Below are 19,277 nucleotides of genomic sequence, written 5' to 3' on the forward strand. Positions count from 1 at the left end.
ACCGGGTGCGATTGCGGGAACGCCGTTAGGACCCTGAGGGCACACGGTTCACGATGAGTGGGGCAAGCAGCGAATGACCAGCCGAGCCGAGGATCAACCACGGCAGCAGCGGACGGCGAGGCCTTACGCACCGCCTCTGCGCGACGGCGAACACGGACGGATAATCGACGGTATGGGCGCCACCGCGCAGCAGGTGCCGCGCGATCTGACCACCGCCGAGTCGCTACGGCTGCTGGCGGGGGTGCGGTTCGGCCGCATCGTGTTCGCGCGGTACGCGCTGCCGACCATCCGCCCGGTCAACCACATCGTCGACGACGAGGCGGTCGTCATCCACGCCAACCGCGGTGCCGCCATGAGCCCGGACCGGCAGGTGGTCGCCTACGAGGCCGACACCATCGACGAGCACACCCGGCGCGGCTGGTGTGTCATCGTCACCGGGACCGCCGAGGTGGTCACCGACCCGGACGAGATCGAGCGGTATCGCACGCTGCTGCGGCCGTGGCTGCCCGGTCCCCGCGACCACATCGTCCGCATCGAGCCTGACATCATCACCGGCGTGGAATTCGTCGACCCGGAGGATCAGGAGCTGTCCTGAGCGCCGCGGGGGCGCAACGTCACTGGTAGCCGCGTCGGCGCGACGACGAAATCGCGATTGGACGGCCGCACCCGGTAGTCGGGGTCGGGAATCGTCTCCCAGCGCGTCAGCAGCGCCGCGGTCTGGAGCGTGATGGTCAGCATCGCGAAGTTGCTTCCCGGACAGTGCCGGGGGCCGACGGCGAAGGGCAGCACCGCCGACCGGTCGATGGACTCGACGCGCCCGGGCGCCCAGCGATCGGGGTCGAAGGTCTCCGGGTCCGGGAACCAGCGCGGGTCGTGGTGGATCATGTACGGGCTGAACACCACCATCGAACCCGGCGGCAGGGTGACCGCGCCGAGCCGGACCTCACTCGCCGCGGTGTGCGTGCTGACCCACGGCGCCCACAGGCGCAGCGTCTCCTGCAGTGTCAGCCGCAGGAAGGGCAGCTCGGCCGCATGTTCCGGGCGGACCGGACCGGTACCGACGACGGTGTCCAGCTCCTCGCGCACGCGGGCCGCCACGTCCGGATGCCGCATCAGTTCGTGCCACAGCCAGCCCAGCATCGACGCGGTCGAGCCGACGCCCGCGGCGAGCATCAGCAGCAGTTCGTCGATGATCTGCTCGTCGGACAGCCGCACGCCGGTCTCCGGGTCGACGTGCCGCACGAGCGCCGACAGCACGTCGTGGAAATCGTGGTCGCGGCGGCGGTACTCGGTGACGACCGCGCCGATCTCCGCCCGCAGCCGGGCGGCGCGGGTGCGGAAGCGGCGGTCGGCGATCAGTCGCATCCGGCGCACCGGCGCGGGTAGGGCGGCGCGCTGGATCACCTGGCCGAGCAGCCACGGAATGTGTTCGCGGATCTCGTCTTTGGCGTCGGCGCCGAAGTCCGCGGTGAACAGGGTGGCCGACACGGTGTCCAGCACCAGGCGGTGGGCCTCGTCCATCAGATCCACCGGACCCGGACGGTGGCTGCGCGCCCAGTCCTCGGCGATATCCGTTGCCACCCGGGCGTATTCGAGCAGGCGGCGCTGGCGCAGCGCCGGGGCAACAAGCCGGCGGCGCAACTCGTGCGGCTTGCCGCTGAGCACGTTGGAGGCCTCGTGGATGATGTCGCGGACCGCGTCGCGCAGTTCCTCGCGGTGGAACTCCCCGGCCTCGCCGAAGGCGACCTGGCGGATCAGCTCGGGCGTGGTGAGTACGTAGGCCGGCCGCGGACCGAGCCGGATGCGCACCACGGGGCCGCGCCCGGACAGCGAGGTGACGAAGCCGAGCGCGTCACGCAGCGCGTGCAGGCTGTGGCCGAGCAGGGGAAGCGCGCCGGGTGCGGTGGGGACGTTCAGCGGCGCAACGCCTTTCGCTACGGGCGTCGCCCTGACGGACGGGTCGGTGACGGCGTCGTACACGGCGAGGAGGTGTCCGGTCTGGCGCGACTGGCGCACGGCGTCGGCTCCGGTGGCGATCTTCTCGCGCAGGGCGGCCAGCCGGGGACGGTCGGCGGCCAGCTCCCGCAGGGTCTCGGCGATCGCGGCGGGGGAGGCGTCGCGGGTGCGGACGCCGCCGCCGTCCGGAATCGTCTCCGTCAGATCGTGATCGCAGTACACCACGGGCAATCCGACCGCGATCGCCTCGAGCAGGGCCATGCCCTGGGTGTCGAAGCCGCTCGACGGGAACAGCAGCACGTCGTGGTCGCGCATGGCGGCGAGGCAGTCGGCCTGGGAGACCTCGCCGTGCAACCTGATGCGGTCCGTCGCCGCCGCGGCGGCCCGGACCTTCTCGTATTCGTCTCCGCCGCCGTAGATGTCGAGTGTGCAGCCGGGTGCTCGGACGACGGCCTCGACGGCCGCGACAGGCCGTTTCTCGGCCGAGAGACGACCACACCAGAGGACGCGCAGAGGCGGAACATCCTGAGCCGGAGCTCCATTCGCTTCGGAATCCCTGGCCCGGACGCGGTCGCTGTCGGAACTCTCTGGTCCGAGCAGGTTTTCGAGGAGTTCGTCGTCGACACCGTTGGATACCACGTGGATCGGCCGGTTCAGGCCGTGGGCGCGGACCCGCTCGGCGAAGTGGTGGCTGGGGACCACGACCGCGTCCGCGGCCCGGGCGTGGCCGATGAGCGCGCTCCAGGCGTGCCGGGCCGCTCGGGACTCCGCGTTGCGCGGCAGCCGCCCCGGGTCGCGCAGGAACAACGCGTGCAAGCCGCGCAGGGCGACCGCGCTCAGGTACGGCACGGGCGAGGTGTGCTCGAGGAACGCGTCGTCGCGGCTGTGCACCGACTGCACCAGCGGCAGGCCGTGGCGACGCGCCGCCCGCACCCCCAGGATTCCGACGCCGTAGGTGGTGTGCACGTGCACCACGTCCACCGGATCGCCCGCGGCGAAGACGGCATCGATGAACCGATTGTTGATCTCGGACGGTATGACCATCGGGTAACCGTTCACGCGCACGCCCGCGAGGCCCGACAGCACCCGCACCTCCGCGTCGCCGTCGGGCCGGGCGGCGGTGAATCGCACGCCGGTGTCGGTGAGTTCCGGCCCGGGGGTGGTGAACAGCGTGACGCGGTGCCCGAGGCGCTGGAGGGCGCGGCGTTGGGAATTCACCGAAGTCTGGATTCCGCCGACCGTGGCGGGGTGAAAATCGGTGAACATCGCGATGTGCACGCCCTCACCCTACGGGTGGCGCCGGCGGTTGGGCAGGACGTTTTTCGGCAGCGAGGCAAGGCGGACGCGCCCGGCGAATCGGGCGCGGACCGGGAAGGAGACGGGTATGAGGGTGGCGATTCCGTTGACGGGCACGCGCGGTGACGTGCAGCCGGCCGTCGCGCTGGGCCTGGAGCTCCAGCGGCGGGGGCACGAGGTGCGGCTGGGCGCCCCGCCCAATCTCGTCGACTTCGCCACGCGCGCGGGCCTTTCCGCGCAGAGCTGCGGCCCCGACGTGCAACAGCTGTACTCCTCCGAGGAGGGGCAGCGGGCGCTCGCCGCGGGCAGCAGCTTCCGGCTCATGCAGCTGGTCGGCAAGCAGATGGCCGACTATGCCGACCGGATGAACCGCGAGGTCGTCGAGGTGTGCGCCGACGCCGACGTGATCGTGTCGACCCTGCTCACCGAGGATCGCGCGCACGCGGTCGCCGAGGCCGCGCGGGTGCCGATGGTGTCGCTGCACGGCTTTCCGTCCCGCGCCAACACGGCCTATCCGTTCCCCGGCGCGCTGCCGCCGGGCTGGCGGCCGCCGGCCGTGGTCAACCGCGCCACCTGGGCGCTGGCGGAGAACCTGCGCCGCGTCGTGTTCATGCGCTACCTGAACCGGCTGCGGCGCGAGCTGGGACTGCCGCGCAGCATCGCGAGCACCGCCGCCGAACTCGACCGCGACGGCGTGCCCGAGGTCCAGATCTACGACCCCGCCCTGGTGCCGGGCCTGCCCGAACAGTGGGGCGCGCGGCGGCCGTTCGTCGGCTTCCTGCCGCTGGAGCGGGCCGCGCGCGAGGCGGTCGGCGAACTGGCCGCCGACCACACCGACGTGGTGTCGTGGCTGCGGCAGGACGCGCCGCCGGTGTACTTCGGCTTCGGCAGCATGCCGATCCGCGACACCCACGCGGTGCTGGCGACCGTGACCGAGGTGTGCGCGCGGCTCGGGCTGCGCGGACTGGTCAGCGCGGGCTGGAGCGATCTCGACGCAGCGAACGCCGAAACCGGTTCGCACATCAGGGTGGTCGGCCCGCTCGCCCACGACCTGGTGTTCCCGCTGTGCGCCGCCGCCGTGCACCACGGCGGCATCGGCACCACCTTCGAGACCCTGCGCGCCGGCCTGCCGACCATGGTGTGTTCGGTGTCGTTCGACCAGCCCCTGTGGGGCGCGCAGGTCGAGCGCCTCGGCGTCGGCACGCACGTGAGCTTCCGGCGGCTGGACCGCGAACGCCTCACCGACGGCCTGCGCCGCATCCTGCGCCCCGAGGTCACCGAGCGCGCGAAGGAGTTCGCGGTACGGCTGCAATCGCATTCCGACGCGACGACCCGCACGGCCGACATCGTGGAAGCGGCGGCGCGGTGAGGTCGCGGCGGCCTCGCGGCGCGGTGGTGCCGGTAGGCGGGTGACGCGGGAGTTGCGGGTGACGAGTGTGGTGGGGGATTCGGCGGTGATGGTGCGGCGCTGTCTGCGGCGGACGGTGCGCAGCCGGGACACCCTGGCCATCTCGGTGTTGTTGCCGATTCTGATCATGTTGTTGTTCGTCTACGTGTTCGGCGGGGCCATTCAGGTCGATATGCCGTACGTGGTGTACGTCGTGCCGGGAATCATCTTGCTGTGCACGGGTTTCGGGGCCTCGATCACGGCGACGGCGGTGGCGCGGGACGTGCAGGGCGGCGCGATCGATCGGTTCCGGACGCTGCCCGCGTTCCGGCAGGCGCTGCTGGCGGGGCACGTGGGGGAGGGGGTGCTGCGCAATCTGGGCGTGATCGCCGTGGTGTTCGCGGTGGCCGCCGCGCTCGGATTCCGGTCCGGCGCCGGGTTTTTCGCGTGGCTGGCGGTCGTCGGCGTGATCGTGTTGTTCGTGCACGCCGTCGCCTGGATCGCGATCGCGCTCGGTCTGCTGGCCCGAAACCCCGAGGCGGCAGGGGGTTTCACCTATGCCATCATGTTCGTCCCGTACGTCAGTAGCGCCTTCGTGCCGACCGCCACCATGCCGTCGTGGCTGCGCGGCTTCGCGGAGCATCAACCGGCGACGCCGATCGTCGCGACGATCCGCGGTCTGCTCGCCGGTACCGGCGCGGGCACGAGCCCGGTGGCGGCGGTGGCGTGGTGCCTGGCGCTCGCCGCCGTCGGGTTCGTCTGTGCGGCTGCCCTTTTCGAGAGGCGGTGACCGGGCCTGTTTCGGGGGACCGCCTACTTCAGAGGACCGAAGAAGGCGCGCAGATCACCGGCCAGCTCTTCCGGCGCTTCCATGGCCGGGAAGTGCAGTCCCCGTTCGAATTCCGTCCAGTGCGCGTCCGCGGGCACCGGCACCAGGCGGCGCACCGTCTCGTCCGCGCCGAAGACCGCGAAGCCCTGCGGCACCGTGGGCGGCGCGCCCCAGTCCGACGAGTGCGCCTGCTCGTACAGGGTGTGCGCGGCGCCGACCCCGGAACCGGTGAACCAGTACAGGCTCACCGTGGTCAGCAGCTGGTCCCGGTCGATGGGCAGGTCGGTCCACTCCGTGAACTTCTCGGCGATCCAGGCCAATTGGAGCAGCGGGGAGTCGACGAGGCCGTAACCGATGATCTGCGGCCGGCTGTTCTGGATCGCGAGGTAGCCCGAGCCGTCCCGGCGGAAGGCGTCCATCCGGCTCAGGATCAGCTTGTCGACCGGGTCGTTCGCATCCAGGCGGTCGGCCATTCCGGGCAGGAAGGTGGCCGTGTTCGCGGCGGTCATCGGGTCGGTCACCACGTGGACGCCCAGCACGTGCTCGCCGTCGAGCCCGGCGACGCTGCCCGACACGCCCGCGCCGACGTCGCCGCCGTGCACGCCGTAGCGGTCGTAACCAAGCCGTCGCATCAGCTCCACCCAGGCGCGGGCGGTGCGGGTCATCGTCCACCCGGGGCCGCTCAGCGGGGTCGACAGCGCGTAGCCGGGCAGGGACGGCGCCACCACGTGGAAGGCCGGGCCCTCGGCCGGATCCACCAGCAGCCGAACGAGTTTCGTGAACTCCGCGACCGAACTCGGGAACCCGTGAGTGAGCAGCAGCGGCCGCGCGTCGGCGTGCTCGGAGCGCACGTGCAGGAAGTGGATGCGCTGACCGTCGATCTCGGTGGTGAACTGCGGTGCCGCGTTGAGCTCGGCTTCCTGTGCGCGCCAGTCGAATTCGGTGCGCCAGTACTCCGCGAGCTCGCGCAGGTCGGCCGGCGGGATGCCGCGCTCCCAGCCGGCGCCGGGCAGGGCCGCGGCCCAGCGGGCGTGGGTGAGGCGGTCGTGCAGGTAGTCGAGATCGGACTGCGGGATGTCGATCCGGAAGGGGCTGATATCGGTGTTCATCAGGTAACTCCGTTCTGCGAAGGCATTCCACCACGAACCTCGTCGTGGTCACAGGGACGAAGCTAGCGGCCATTGCGGAACGGTTCGTTCCTCGATAGCGGATAGCATCGAGAAATGTTGGAAACGTCGGCCCGCCTGCTTCGTCTACTGTCCTTGCTGCAGTCGCGCCGGGACTGGCCCGGCGCGGAGCTGGCGCAGCGGTTGCAGGTCACCACCCGCACGGTGCGCAAGGATGTCGAACGGCTGCGCGAGCTGGGTTATCCGGTCGAGGCGCGCCCGGGGGTGGACGGCGGGTACCGGCTCGGTGTCGGCGGCGCGCTGCCGCCGCTGCTGCTCGACGACGAGGAAGCGATCGCGGTCGTACTCGGATTGCGCACCGCGGCAGGCGGTTCCGTGGCGGGCGTGGCGGAGAGTTCGGTGCGCGCGCTGCTCAAGCTGCAACAGCTGTTGCCGCCCCGGTTGCGGCGTCGGGCCGATGCCTTTCAGCACACCCTGCCCGTGCCGTTCCGCGGTCCGCGGGTCGACGCCGCCACGCTGACGGTGATCGCCGCCGCGTGCCGCGATCACGAGCAATTGCGCTTCGACTACCGGAGCCATCCGGGTGCGGAGACCCGGCGGCTGGTGGAGCCGTATCGCCTGGTGAATCACCGGCAGCGGTGGTATCTGATGGCCTGGGACCTGGAACGATCCGATTGGCGCACCTTCCGGGTCGATCGCCTCCGACCACGCACCCCGGCCGGTCCGCGGTTCACCCCGCGCCCGCTGCCGCCCGACGACGAGATCACGGCGCGCGTGGAACGCGGGGTGGGAGAGGCTACTTGGCGATTCCGGGCGCGGGTGGTCGTGCACGCGCCCGCGGACCGTGTGCGCGAACGACTGCCTATCCCGGCCGACATCACTCCGCTCGATGCCGAGCGCTGTGTGTTCGAGCCGGGTTCGGACAGCCCCGAGTTGCTCGCGCTCTACCTCGGAATGCTCGACGCCGACTTCGAGGTGACGGATTCGCCGGAGTTGGCGGCGGCGATCCGCGGCTTGATCGAGCGCTATCAGCGGGCGGTGGCCAAGCTGGTCTGACCACTTGACCTCTTACCGGTTCGGTTCTACCGTCGGGTACATGGCCTTGCAGCGCATAGATCGGCGCACCGTCCCCGACACCGTGTTCGACCAGCTCGTCGACGAGGTGCTGGACGGTGAGCTGGCGCCGGGCGCGACCCTGCCCGCCGAGCGGCAGCTGGCCGAGGTGCTCGGCGTCTCGCGGCCGACCGTGCGGGAGGCGTTGCAGCGGCTCGCGCACACCGGTTTGGTGGAGGTCCGGCAGGGCGGCGCGACGACGATCCGCGACTTCCGTCGGTCCGCCGGTGTCGACATGCTGCCGCGGCTGATCCTGCGCAAGGGGCAACTCGACCACGCGGTCATCCGCAGCATTCTGGAGGCGCGGCGGGCGATGGGCCGGGAGGTCGCCGGGCTCGCGGCCGAGCGCACCGGTCACACGCTCGCCGCCGCCCTGGGCGAGCGGCTGGAAGCCCTTGCCGCGGAGCAGGATCCGGTAGGCCGTCAGCTGGTCGCGCTGGATTTCTGGGACCTGGTGGTCGACGGGGCCGAGTCGATCGTGTTCCGGTTGCTGTTCAACAACCTGCGGGCGGTCTACGAGCCCGCGCTCCCGGCGCTGGCAATGGTGATGGCGGCCGAGGTGAACGGCATCGACAGCTATCGCGCGCTGACCGAGGCGATCACCGCCGGTGACCGGGCCGCCGCCGAGGCCGCCGCGTACGCGCTGCTGTCCTCGGCCGCAACGGAATTCGACGTGCTGCTGCGTCGACTCGAGGAGGAAAGATGAGCGTCGTCGACCGGTTGCGGGAGCGCCGCGGCCGCGCGGCCGCGGAGGTCCGTGAGCCGAACCGTCGTCCGCAGGTCACGCTGGGCAGCGCCTTCCGGGTGTTCGCGCGCAGGCCGTCGCCGTGGATCATCGCTGCCATGCTGGCCGGGGCGCTGGCGGCGCGGGTCGCGGTCGGGGACTGGCAGCCGACCGACGCGCTGGTGCCGGTCGTGACGCTCGCCGTATTTCCCTTCGTGGAGTGGGTGATTCACGTCTGTGTGCTGCACTGGCGGCCGCGCCGGCTGGGGCCGATCACCGTCGACTCCCTGCTGGCCCGCAAACACCGTGAGCACCATGCCGATCCGCGTGACGTGCCGCTGGTGTTCATCCCGTGGCAGACCTTCCTCTGGCTGCTGCCCACATTGGTTCTCGTTGCGGTACTGGCCTTTCCGCGGATCGGTCTGGGGCTCACGTTCCTGGTGGCGGTCGGTGCGCTCGGGGTGAACTACGAGTGGACCCACTACCTGATCCACACCGACTACCAGCCGCGCACCCGCCTGTTCAAGGCCGTCCGCCGCAACCACCGGCTGCACCACTTCAAGAACGAGCATTACTGGTTCACCGTCACCACCTCCGGCACCGCGGACCGCGTCCTGGGCACCCACCCGGACCCGGGAACCACCGTCGCGTCGCCGACGGTCAAGGCGCTGCATGCCTCGGGCGCGGTGTGAGTCGGCCGGGACAGCGGTTCCAAGGGCGAAATCGCCTGTGGTGTGCTGGTTCTCCGCCGGTCGAATGATTCAGTATCCGGCGACTACGTCGACGCGGGCGATCAGGTCGTGGCCGGTGACGAAACGGCCGACATTGTCGCGGACGCGCTCGGCGAACGCGACGGTGCGCAGGTGCGGGGGATTCGAATCGTGCGGGGTGATGATCGCGTTCGGCAGCTCCCAGAGCGGGTGGCCGTCGGGCAGTGGTTCGGGGTCGGTGACGTCGAGGCCCACGCCGCCGAGGGCGCCGTCGCGCAGCGCCTGGACGACGGCGTCGGTGTCGATGAGGCTGCCGCGGGCGATATTGATCACCCAGGAGGTCGGTTTCAACTGTGCCAGTTCGGCTTTGCCGACCAGATGGTGGGTCTGCGGGGTGGCCGGGGCGGCGACGACCACGTGATCGGTGCGCGGCCACACTTCGGGCAACCGATGCGCGGCAACGGTTTCCACCACGCCCGGGGCCGAAACGGGTGTGCCGGAACGATTCACGGCGATTACGCGCGCGCCGAACGGGTGCAGCAGCGTGATCAGCTCGCGCCCGATCCCGCCCGCGCCGACGATCGTCACCGTGGCACCGCGCAGGGTCCCGATGCGCGGGAAGAACTCGGTCTGCCGCCAGCTGCGGGCGCGCACGTGCTCGGGCAGGTGACGCACGCCCGCCAGCAGCAGCATCAGCGCGTGCTCGGCGACGCTGCGCGCGAATGCCCCGGCGGCCGAGGTGAACACGACGTCCGGATGCCGCCGGAAGACATCGGCGTCGAACCACTCCTCGACCCCGGCCGAGAACAGCTGCACCCACTCGATCCCGTCGGGCAATCGCTCCGGGAACCCGGCCGGACCCCCGTCCCACACCAGCCCGCGCGCCTCCGCCAGCGGGGCCACCACCGCCCCGCCCGCGACCACCGCCCGCTCCAAGAGATCGGTCGGCTTCGGCCCGAGGGCAATCGGAACAGCGGCCGTGGACATGCGCACGCCCTCCTCACGTAGTGGTTCGAGAAGTCAGGATTGGGAGTCTTCGTCCAGATCGACCTCGATCTTGTCGCGGTCGGCCCATTCCAAGAGGTGATTCAGGTCGAAGGGGGACTCGTCGATGCCGGCGTGCAGGTCGCCGAGTTTCGCGTAGCGGTCGGGGACCGTGCCGAGGGTGAAGTCGCGCGGATCCAGGTCGGGAATCTCGTCCCAGCGGACCGGGGTGGAGACGGTGGCGGCGGGGACGCCGCGGACCGAGTACGCGGCGGCGATGGTGTGGTCGCGGGCGTTCTGGTTGTAGTCGACGAACAGCATCTTCGGATCGCGGTCGCGGCGCCACCACGTGGTGGTCACGTCGTCGGGGGCGCGGCGCTCGACCTCGCGGGCGAAGGCGAGGGCGGCGCGGCGCACCTCCTGGAAGCCGTGCTCGGGCGCGATCCGCACGTACACGTGCAACCCCTTGCCGCCGGAGGTCTTCGGCCAGCCGACCGCGCCCAACTCGTCCAGCACCTCGCGCACCACGCCCGCCACCCGCTGCACTCGCGAGAACGGGCAGTCGGGCATCGGGTCCAGATCGATGCGCCACTCGTCGGGCTTCTCGGTGTCGAAGCGCCGCGAATTCCAGGGATGGAACTCCACCGTCGACATCTGCACCGCCCAGATGACGTCCGCGAGTTCACGCACGCACAGTTCGTCGGCGGTGCGGCCGTAGCGAGGGAAGTAGACCCGCACGGTCGGCACCCAGTCCGGCGCGCCCGCGGGCACCCGCTTCTGGTGAACCTTGTCGCCCGCCAACCCCTTCGGGAACCGGTGCAGCATGCACGGCCGGTCCCGCAGCGCGTTCACGATCCCGTCGCCCACGCTCAGGTAGTACTGCACCAGGTCGAGCTTGGTCGCCCCGGACTCGGGGAAATACACCCGATCCGGATTCGACACCCGCACCGTATGCTCCCCGACGGTCAGTTCGACCGCCGGCGAGCCAGACTTGCCGGCCACCCGTCCGACGATAGCCGGTGATCACCCGCGCGGGCAGCGCGGATCAGGCGGGTGTCGCCAACGCGAACGGGAGGACGGCCGGAGCGCCCGCCAAGCGCAGGGTGCGAGCGGCCAGCGTGAAGGTCCAGCCCGTCTCGGTGAGGGCGTCGACCAGCAGGATCGGCCCGTCGGCGGCGGACAAATCGGGCGGCTCCCACGAATCGAACAGGGCGGCGACGCGATGCGCGGAGTTGGCGGCCGAGACCGGCGGACGGTCGGGCCGGGTGCGCAGCGTGCCGAGATCGCGCAGCCGACCGATCTCGGCGAGCCGCGCGGCCAGGTCGGCGGTCAGCCGGGGATGGGTGGGCGACTCCAGGGCCATGACGGCGGTGGGCCGCTCCGCCCAGTCCCACTCCCGCAGCACCGTGATGCAGGCGTCCACGATGTGGCCGGGCACGGGCTCGTCCGGGCCGTCGAGCAGCGCGCGCAGGCGTTTGCCCCACGCGAGATCGCTGAGCCGGCCGAGCACCCGGCCGGTCTCCGCGCCCTCGGAGATCTTGCCGGACAACGGAATTCCCAGCTTCGCCATCCCCGTCGGCCACTGCTTGCGCGGCGCCAGGTCGATGCCGGGACGGTCCAGGCGGGCGCGGGTGGCCGTCAGCTCCGCCGTGCCGACGGTTATGTCGGCGTGCACTCCCGTGCAGTTGTCGCAGCGGCCGCAGCCCGCCGCGCCGAGGGCCGGATCGTCGAGTTGGCGGCGCAGGAAGTTCATCCGGCACTCGGTGGTGGTCTGGTAGTCGATCATGGCCTGCTGCTCGGCCTCGCGCGCCACCGCCAGGCGCTCGTAGCGTTCGGCGTCGTAGACCCAGGGGACGCCGGTGGCCAGCCAGCCGCCACGCACCCGGCGGACCGCGCCGTCCACATCGAGCACCTTCAGCACCATCTCCAGCCGCGAGCGGTTGAGTTCCACCAGCGGCTCCAGCGCGGCCGTCGACTGCGCGCGCTCGCGGTCCAGCACCTCCAGCACGGCGTGCACCACATGCTCGCGGGGAAAGGCCACGGACGTGAAGTAACTCCAGATCCGGCGGTCCTCCGGGCCCGGCAGCAGCACCACCTCGGCGCGCTCGGTGCCGCGGCCCGCGCGGCCCACCTGCTGGTAGTAGGCGATGGGGGAGGAGGGCGCGCCGAGGTGCACGACGAAACCGAGATCCGGCTTGTCGAATCCCATGCCGAGCGCGGACGTCGCGATCAACGCCTTGACCTCGTTGTCCAGCAAGGCCTGTTCGAGCGTCTCGCGTTCGGCCGGTTCGGTGCGGCCGGTGTAGGTCGCGACCCGATGGCCCTGGGCGGCGAGCAGATCGGCGAGGTCGTGCGCGGCGGCGACCGTCAGCGTGTAGATGATGCCGGAGCCGGGCAGCTCGTGCAGGCGCGTGCCCAGCCAGGCGGTGCGCTGCACCGCGTCGTCGATGCGCACCACCGACAGGTGCAGCGACTCGCGGTCCAGTGTGCCGCGCAGCACCAGCGTGTCGGTGCCGATCTGGGTGGACACGTCGGTGACCACTCGGTCGTTGGCGGTCGCGGTGGTGGCCAGCACCGGCACGTCGCTGCCGAGGTCGGCGATCAGGGTGCGGATGCGGCGATAGTCGGGCCGGAAGTCGTGCCCCCAGTCGGAGACGCAGTGCGCCTCGTCGATGACCACCAGGCCCGCGTCGGCGGCCAGCTTCGGCAGCACCGCGTCGCGGAAGTCGGGATTGTTCAAGCGCTCCGGGCTGACCAGCAGCACGTCGACCTCGCCCGCCGCCACCTGGGCGTGGATCTCGTCCCACTCGGTGACGTTGCCCGAGTTGATGGTCGCCGCGACGACGCCCGCGCGCCGGGCCGCCGCCACCTGGTTGCGCATCAACGCCAGCAGCGGCGACACGATCACCGTGGGGCCGCGCCCGTCGCGGCGCAGCAGCTTGGCGGCGATGAAATACACCGCCGACTTGCCCCAGCCGGTGCGCTGCACCACCAGCGCGCGGCGGCGCTGGACCACCAGAGCCTCGATCGCCGTCCACTGATCCTCCCGCAGCCGCGCGCGCGGCCCGGCCAGCTCGCGCAGCAGCGTCTCGGCGGAATCCCGCAGGTCGGTCGTCGTCACGCGGTCCATCGTGCCGCACGCGACCGACACCGAGCCACGACGCGTCCGTTCCCGCACCCTTTGCGTGTTCGCGCACCCCGATCCGTCGCAGGCGCGCGCGTGGTCACCGTCGGAGAACGCGGACCGGTCAGCGCCCGCCGGTCCCGGATTCCCGTCCGGACCGGTCACCGCCCGCGGTGTCCGACGCCAGCTCGAGCAGCCGGGCGCGGACCAGTTCCGGTCGCTCCTCCGGAATGAAATGCCCGCAGCCCGAGACGTATTCGACCGTGTAGTCGTCGGCGCGCGCGGTCTCCGCGGCGGCCAGCGCGGGGTGGATGGCGCCGTCGTCGGTGCCGAACAGGGCGCGGATCGGCACGGTGGCCCGGCGGCGTTCGGGGCGGCGGTTGGCCGGGATCTCGCGCAGCAGGAAGGTGCGGTAGGTGTCGGTCGCGGCGCGCGCGGTGACCGGGTCGCGGAAGCGGTCGGTGTAGGTGCGGACCACCTCGGGCGTGAATTCGCCGGTGCGGGTGACGCCGAGCCGGAAGACCCGCTCGAGGAACCGGGTGTGCCGCTGCAAGGGCACCCCGGGCCCGGCCACCAGCGGCTGATAGAGCAGGAACCGCCAGAAGTGCGGCGCCATCGTGCGCGCCGTCTGCCACGGGTGGGCGATGTTCAGCGGCAGGTACCCGTCGAACCGGTCCGGATCGGCCAGCACCATGAGGAATCCGACGTAGCCGCCCCAGTCGTGCCCGACCAGCAGCGCCCGCGCGACGCCGAGTTCGTCCAGGAGCGCGAGCACATCCCGGGCGACGTCCTCCTTGGCCCAGCGGTGCGGCGGCGGCCCCGACCAGCCGTACCCCGGCAGGTCCGGCGCGATGATGCGCAGCCCCGGCGGCGGATCGGCGAGCAGATGCCGATAGGTGTAGTGATGTTGCGGCCACCCGTGCAGCACGACCACCGGCCGCCCGTCGGCCGGGCCCGCCTCGGTGACGTGGAACCGCACGGCGCGGGCGGTGACGAAGGAGCGGCGCACACCCGGGAGCGCCGGCGGGTCGGAGTGGATCGCGGTGGAGCGCATACCCGATGCTAGCCAGCGGCGACCGAGGAAAGTCCACGCCGCGAACGATTTCCGTCCGTGGCCGGGCAAATTTCCTACCAGGGCAGGACAATGGACTCGGCGGAGACGGTGAGATCACGCGGCGCGCCGCGGATTGCAGGGAGGACGGGGCGATGCCGAACAAGTTCGAGTCACCGGCGGGCTGGGCCCCGCCCGGGTCGCAGTTCCAGGACCGCGGCCTCGCCGGCCGCACCGTGGGCGGTGTGCTGTTCGGCCTCGTGGTGACCCCGATCGGCATCGCCCTCGCCGCCAAGGGCGGCGCGGACATCCGCTACTGGGTGATCGTCGGCGCCGTCATCGACCGGTGGACGGCGGCGCTCGAGATCATCGGCGGCTCACTGCTGTTGCTGCTCGTGGTCGTGCTCGCGGCCTTCTCCCCGCTCGGCACCACCGTCGCCGCGCTGGTGTGGGGCATCCTGCCCGGCATCCTGCACCTGCTGTTCCCCGACGAGACCTTCGGCCTGATCGCCGACCTGACCTTCATCGATCCCTCGCTACAGGTCGCCCTACACGCCTGGGTCACTTACGGTTTCGCCCTCATCTCCGGTTTCCTCCTCCTGGGCGCGGGCATAGTCGGCGCCCTGCGCAAACGCTGAGCGCCGCGTCAGCCCTTGACGCACAGCACCTGCCGCAGCGTGGCCACCACCTCCACCAGGTCCTGCTGGGCGGCGATGACCTCGTCGATGTCCTTGTAGGCGGCGGGGATCTCGTCGATCACCCCGGCGTCCTTGCGGGACTCGACGCCCTGCGTCTGGGCCGCCAGGTCCGCCACCGTGAACTGCCGCTTGGCCGCGTTGCGGCTCATCCGGCGGCCCGCGCCGTGCGAGGCGGAGCAGAACGAATCCGCATTTCCCTTGCCGCGCACCACGTACGAGCGCGTGCCCATGGAACCGGGGATCAGCGCCAGCTCGCCCGCACCGGCACGGACGGCGCCCTTGCGGGTGACCAGCATCGGCACACCGTCGATGATCTCCTCCGCCACGTAGTTGTGATGGCAGGAGATCGGCTCCTCGAAAGTCACCGGGAGCCCGGCGAATTCGTCGCGCACCGCCTTGCACACCAGCGCCAGCATGACCGCGCGATTGCGGGCCGCGTACTCCTGCGCCCAGGTCAGGTCGCGCCGGTAGGCCTCCATCTCCGGTGTGCCGGAGAGGAATACGGCCAGATCGCGGTCGGGCAGATCCTGGTTGTGCGGCAGCTTGCGGGCCGCCGCCATGTGCCGCTCGGCCAGTTCCTTGCCGATGTTGCGGCTGCCGGAATGCAGCAGGATCCACACGTGGTCGTCGGTGTCCAGGCAGACTTCCACGAAGTGGTTGCCCCCGCCCAGCGTGCCCATCTGCTTGTGCGCCTTGGACTCTCGCGAATGCACGCCCGAATCCAGATCGGCGAACGCGGCCCAGAACCGGTCCCAGCCCGCGCGCAGCGTGGCGGTCGTGGCTCGGCGGCCGGTGATCTCGCCCTGCAAGCGCGTGACGTTCACCGGATCGTCGTGCGCGGCGAACCCGACCGGCACCGCGGCCTCGATCCGCGACCGCAGCGCGCGCAGCGAGTCGGGCAGCTCGGCGGCGGTCAACGAGGTCCGCACCGCCTCCATGCCACAGCCGATGTCGACCCCGACCGCCGCCGGGGCGACCGCCTCGCGCATGGCGATGACCGACCCGACGGTGGCGCCCTTGCCGAGGTGCACGTCCGGCATCACGCGCACGCCGTGCACCCACTCCAGCTCCGCGATATTGCGCAGCTGCCGCAGCGCGGCCTGCTCGACCTCGTGCTCGTGGGCCCACATCAGCGTCCGCGCCCGGGTACCGCGCAGCTCGACGGGAAACATCGTCTCGATCCTCTCCAGGTGGTGAGCACTCCACGGTAGGTCGCGACCGCGGTGCCGTGCACCCGAATAATTCGCGAGAGCGGTGGGGAGACGGCGGAAATGGTTGCCGCACAGCGTAATTCGTAGCCGAGATGCGTGACGCGGTAGCCGCTAGGGTGAGAACGGCGGGGGTGTGAGGTCGTCGGCGAAGATTTCCGGGACGTCGTGGGCGACGCTGTCGGGGAAGTGGGCGGGGCGTTTCTCGAGGAACGCGGTGACGCCCTCGCGGGCGTCGGCGCTCGCGCCGCGCTGCCGCAGCGCGCGGGATTCGACGCGGTGCGCGATCATGGGGTGTTCGGCGCCGAGGTTGCGCCACAGCATCTTTCGCGCCAGCGCCACGGAGACCGGCGCGGAGTGCTCGGTGAGGCGGGCGGCCAGCGCGTAGGCCTCGTCGAGCAGTGTCTCGGCGGGGTGCAGGGAGTGGAACAGGCCCGCCTCGTACGCCTCGCGCACCTCGACGAGCCGGCCCGAGTACACCCAGTCCAGCGCGGTCTGCAACGGCACCAGGCGCGGCAGGAACCAGCTCGAGCAGGATTCGGGCACGATCCCGCGCCGGTTGAAGACGAAACCGATGCGGGTGTGCTCGGCGGCCAGGCGGAAATCCGCGGCGAGCGTCAGGGTGATGCCGACACCGACGGCCGGCCCGTTGATCGCGGCGATGACCGGCTTGTGGCAGTCGAACATGCGCAGGGTGACCTCGCCGCCGCTGTCGCGGAACGGTTCGTCCCCGTCCTGCCCCGTCGCGTCGAAGGTCCGCGCGCCCGCCGACAGATCCGCGCCCGCGCAGAACGCGCGCCCGGCTCCCGTGACGACCACGGCCCGGACCCGGTCGTCGCGGTCGCAGGCGTCGAAGGCCTCGATCAGCTCGTCGCGCATCGCGAAGGTGAAGGCGTTGAGGTGGTCGGGACGGTTCAGGGTGATGGTTGCTACGGCGTCGGAGACGTCCAGGCGAATATCGGCCATGCGGCTCAGCATGCCACCCGGATATGTGATTCGACATTCGTACTGTGATTAACAGATACCGCCCGGTACTTCCCATCTTTGTGAGCGAAGGTTCTCCCTCCGTGGTAGAAATCCAGGCAGTACGAAGGGTGGAGCTCGATGGAACCTACTGCCAAGCAGCGTGCGGCGCTCGGCATGATTTGCGATACGTTCGTTCCCGGCGACGGCTTGACGCTGCCGTCGGCCTCGGAACTCGGTGCGGTGGACACCGTCTTCCAGTTGCTGAGCCGCAATCCGCGCGAGGCGGAGCAGCGGCAACTGGCCACACTGCTCGATCTCTGGGACTCGCGACTGGTCGGCGCGTTCACCGGCAGCGGCCTGCGCCGCTTCTCCACGCTGTCGCAGGCGGAGCGGGAGCGGGCCCTGCTGCGGCTCGGCGATTCCCGCCTGCCCGCGGTGCGCGCGGTCTTCCAGGCGCTCAAGCAGGCCTCGCTGCTGGCCTACAACGCCACCCCGGGCCCCACGGGAGTCAACCCGCTGTGGAAGGAGATCGGCTACGCGGCGCCCCCCGGCGCGGTGCAGAATGCCCCCGCGCCCGCGCTGACGCCGCAGCGGATCACCGAACCCGACACGCTGACCTGTGACGTCGTGGTGGTCGGGTCGGGCGCCGGCGGCGGCACCGCGGCCGCCGTGCTCGCCGAGGCCGGCCTCGACGTCGTGGTGCTGGAACGCGGAAACTACTACGACGACCGGGATTTCGGCCGCGGCGAACTCGACGCGCTGCGACATCTCTACGCGCCCGGCCCCTCCGCCTCGGCCGAGGGCCAGATGACATTGGTCGCGGGCACGTGCCTCGGCGGCGGGACCGTCGTGAACTGGAGCACCTCGCTGCCGACTCCCGACAGCGTCCGTGCCGAATGGGCCGAACTCGGGGTGCCGCAGTTCGCCGAGGCGGAGTTCACCCGTGCCCTGGAGACCGTGCAGCGCCGCCTCGGCGTCAACGACCGCCGATCTCCGCTCTCGGCGCGCGACGCCGTCCTCGAGCGCGGCGCGCAGGCGCTGGGCTGGGCGGTGGATACCTTGCCGCGCAACGTGACCGACGCCTGCGACGCCGGAGTCGAGTGCGGCCGCTGCGGTTACGGATGTCGGCTCGGCGCCAAGCAGTCGGTGACCAAGACCTGGCTGTCCGACGCCGCCGCCCGCGGCGCCCGCCTGGTGATCGACGCCGACGTGCGCAGCATCACGGTGAAAAACGGTAAGGCCGAGGGTGTTTCGGCCCGCACCTCCGACGGTGTCGAGTTCCGGGTGCGGGCCCGGGCGGTGGTGGTGGCCGCGGGCGCGATCCATACCCCGGCGCTGCTGCGCCGATCGGGGTTGCGCAACAAGAACATCGGCCGTTATCTGCGGCTGCACCCCGCCGCGGTGGTCTTCGGCGTGTTCGACGAGGAGATCCGCCCGTGGGAGGGCGGCATGCAGGCGCGGATCTGCCGCGAGCACGCCGACCTCGACGGCCGCGGCTACGGCGTCATCTACGAGACCGGACCGATCAATCCCGCCCTCGCGACCGGCTTCATGAGCTGGCGTGGATCGGCCGAATTCCGTTCCACCATGCTCGATTTCGCGCACTCCAACGCCGTCGGCGTGATCACCCGCGACCGCGACCACGGCACCGTCTCGGTGGACGGCGACGGCGAGGCGGTGGTGAAGTACCGGCTCTCCGAGCACGACGCCGGTCACCTACACACCGGGCTGGAGGGCTCGGCGAAGATCCTCGAGGCCGCCGGGGCGCGGCGCATCTTCTCGGGCCACCAGGCCGGGGTCTCCTACGAGCCGGGCAAACGCGGGTCGCACGCGGAGTTCGCGGCCGCCTGCCGGGCCGCCGGATACGGCCCCGGGCAGTGCTCGATGGGCGCGCTGCACATCATGGGCTCCGCGCGCATGGGCGGCTCGGCGGACACCTCGGCCACCAACCCTGACGGTGCCACCTGGGATGTCGGGAACATCGTCGTCGCCGACGGTTCCTGCTTCCCGACCGCCTCCGGGGTGAACCCGATGGTGTCGATCGAGGCGATCGCGTACATGAACGCGAAACGCCTGGCCGCCCAACTGATCTGACGACGGGCTC

General features: G+C 71.2%; 16 protein-coding genes. 8 read left to right on the forward strand and 8 right to left on the reverse strand.

Going from position 1 to position 19,277, the window contains the following annotated elements; translation table 11 throughout:
- The first annotated feature begins 172 nt into the window (after positions 1–172).
- Complete coding sequence (locus IU476_RS11915) at positions 173–595, forward strand: pyridoxamine 5'-phosphate oxidase family protein (protein ID WP_195099504.1); 423 nt, start codon at positions 173–175, stop codon at positions 593–595.
- Here the strand turns inward: IU476_RS11915 and IU476_RS11920 are convergent.
- Positions 580–3,234, reverse strand: a complete 2,655-nt coding sequence (locus tag IU476_RS11920; RefSeq protein WP_195099506.1) for a cytochrome P450 — start codon at positions 3,232–3,234, stop codon at positions 580–582. The genes IU476_RS11915 and IU476_RS11920 overlap by 16 nt on opposite strands.
- Positions 3,235–3,340: 106 nt before the next feature.
- Between IU476_RS11920 and IU476_RS11925 the strand changes: the two genes are divergently transcribed.
- Positions 3,341–4,621: a glycosyltransferase gene (locus IU476_RS11925; protein WP_195099507.1), complete on the forward strand. Its 1,281-nt coding sequence runs from the start codon at positions 3,341–3,343 to the stop codon at positions 4,619–4,621.
- A 58-nt stretch (positions 4,622–4,679) separates the two neighbouring features.
- Positions 4,680–5,429 (forward strand): ABC transporter permease, encoded by a 750-nt coding sequence (locus IU476_RS11930; protein WP_324194022.1) that lies wholly within the window; start codon positions 4,680–4,682, stop codon positions 5,427–5,429.
- A 23-nt stretch (positions 5,430–5,452) separates the two neighbouring features.
- Here the strand turns inward: IU476_RS11930 and IU476_RS11935 are convergent, their stop codons facing one another.
- On the reverse strand, positions 5,453–6,577 hold the full coding sequence (locus IU476_RS11935) for an epoxide hydrolase family protein (protein ID WP_195099508.1): 1,125 nt from the start codon (positions 6,575–6,577) through the stop codon (positions 5,453–5,455).
- 114 nt (positions 6,578–6,691) lie between these two features.
- On the opposite strand from IU476_RS11935, the gene IU476_RS11940 reads away from it, so the two are divergent.
- The 3 genes from IU476_RS11940 to IU476_RS11950 are packed head-to-tail and all read left to right on the forward strand — an operon-like array spanning position 6,692 to position 9,124.
- Positions 6,692–7,651 carry a helix-turn-helix transcriptional regulator gene (locus IU476_RS11940; protein ID WP_195099509.1) on the forward strand — a complete coding sequence of 320 codons (960 nt, stop codon included), beginning with the start codon at positions 6,692–6,694 and terminating at the stop codon, positions 7,649–7,651.
- Positions 7,652–7,691: 40 nt separating this feature from the next.
- Entirely contained in the window at positions 7,692–8,414 is a 723-nt protein-coding gene (locus IU476_RS11945; RefSeq protein WP_195099510.1) for a FadR/GntR family transcriptional regulator, read from the forward strand.
- Positions 8,411–9,124, forward strand: a complete 714-nt coding sequence (locus tag IU476_RS11950) for a sterol desaturase family protein (protein WP_195099512.1) — start codon at positions 8,411–8,413, stop codon at positions 9,122–9,124. The genes IU476_RS11945 and IU476_RS11950 overlap by 4 nt, the downstream gene beginning before the upstream one ends.
- Positions 9,125–9,193: 69 nt before the next feature.
- Here the strand turns inward: IU476_RS11950 and IU476_RS11955 are convergent, their stop codons facing one another.
- From IU476_RS11955 to IU476_RS11970, 4 genes are all read right to left on the reverse strand, one after another.
- Entirely contained in the window at positions 9,194–10,129 is a 936-nt protein-coding gene (locus IU476_RS11955; RefSeq protein ID WP_195099514.1) for a D-isomer specific 2-hydroxyacid dehydrogenase family protein, read from the reverse strand.
- A gap of 33 nt (positions 10,130–10,162) precedes the next feature.
- On the reverse strand, positions 10,163–11,128 hold the full coding sequence (gene ligD, locus IU476_RS11960; RefSeq protein ID WP_195099516.1) for a non-homologous end-joining DNA ligase: 966 nt from the start codon (positions 11,126–11,128) through the stop codon (positions 10,163–10,165).
- Between the two features lie 43 nt (positions 11,129–11,171).
- The gene (locus tag IU476_RS11965; protein ID WP_438944001.1) at positions 11,172–13,247 is read right to left on the reverse strand and encodes a RecQ family ATP-dependent DNA helicase; all 2,076 of its coding nucleotides are present in this window, start codon (positions 13,245–13,247) and stop codon (positions 11,172–11,174) included.
- Between the two features lie 127 nt (positions 13,248–13,374).
- Positions 13,375–14,304 (reverse strand): alpha/beta fold hydrolase, encoded by a 930-nt coding sequence (locus IU476_RS11970; protein WP_228823481.1) that lies wholly within the window; start codon positions 14,302–14,304, stop codon positions 13,375–13,377.
- A gap of 152 nt (positions 14,305–14,456) precedes the next feature.
- Between IU476_RS11970 and IU476_RS11975 the strand changes: the two genes are divergently transcribed.
- On the forward strand, positions 14,457–14,939 hold the full coding sequence (locus tag IU476_RS11975) for a hypothetical protein (protein WP_195099520.1): 483 nt from the start codon (positions 14,457–14,459) through the stop codon (positions 14,937–14,939).
- An 8-nt stretch (positions 14,940–14,947) separates the two neighbouring features.
- On the opposite strand, the gene IU476_RS11980 is transcribed toward IU476_RS11975, so the two are convergent.
- Positions 14,948–16,171, reverse strand: coding sequence for an RtcB family protein (locus IU476_RS11980; protein ID WP_195099522.1), 1,224 nt, complete (start codon positions 16,169–16,171; stop codon positions 14,948–14,950).
- A gap of 150 nt (positions 16,172–16,321) precedes the next feature.
- On the reverse strand, positions 16,322–17,173 hold the full coding sequence (locus IU476_RS11985) for a crotonase/enoyl-CoA hydratase family protein (RefSeq protein WP_195099524.1): 852 nt from the start codon (positions 17,171–17,173) through the stop codon (positions 16,322–16,324).
- Between the two features lie 138 nt (positions 17,174–17,311).
- Between IU476_RS11985 and IU476_RS11990 the strand changes: the two genes are divergently transcribed.
- A complete protein-coding gene (locus tag IU476_RS11990) occupies positions 17,312–19,267 on the forward strand; it encodes a GMC family oxidoreductase N-terminal domain-containing protein (protein ID WP_195099526.1) in 1,956 nt (651 codons plus the stop codon).
- Positions 19,268–19,277: the final 10 nt, after the last annotated feature.

The organism is Nocardia blacklockiae, from assembly GCF_015477355.1.
GTDB lineage: Bacteria > Actinomycetota > Actinomycetes > Mycobacteriales > Mycobacteriaceae > Nocardia > Nocardia blacklockiae.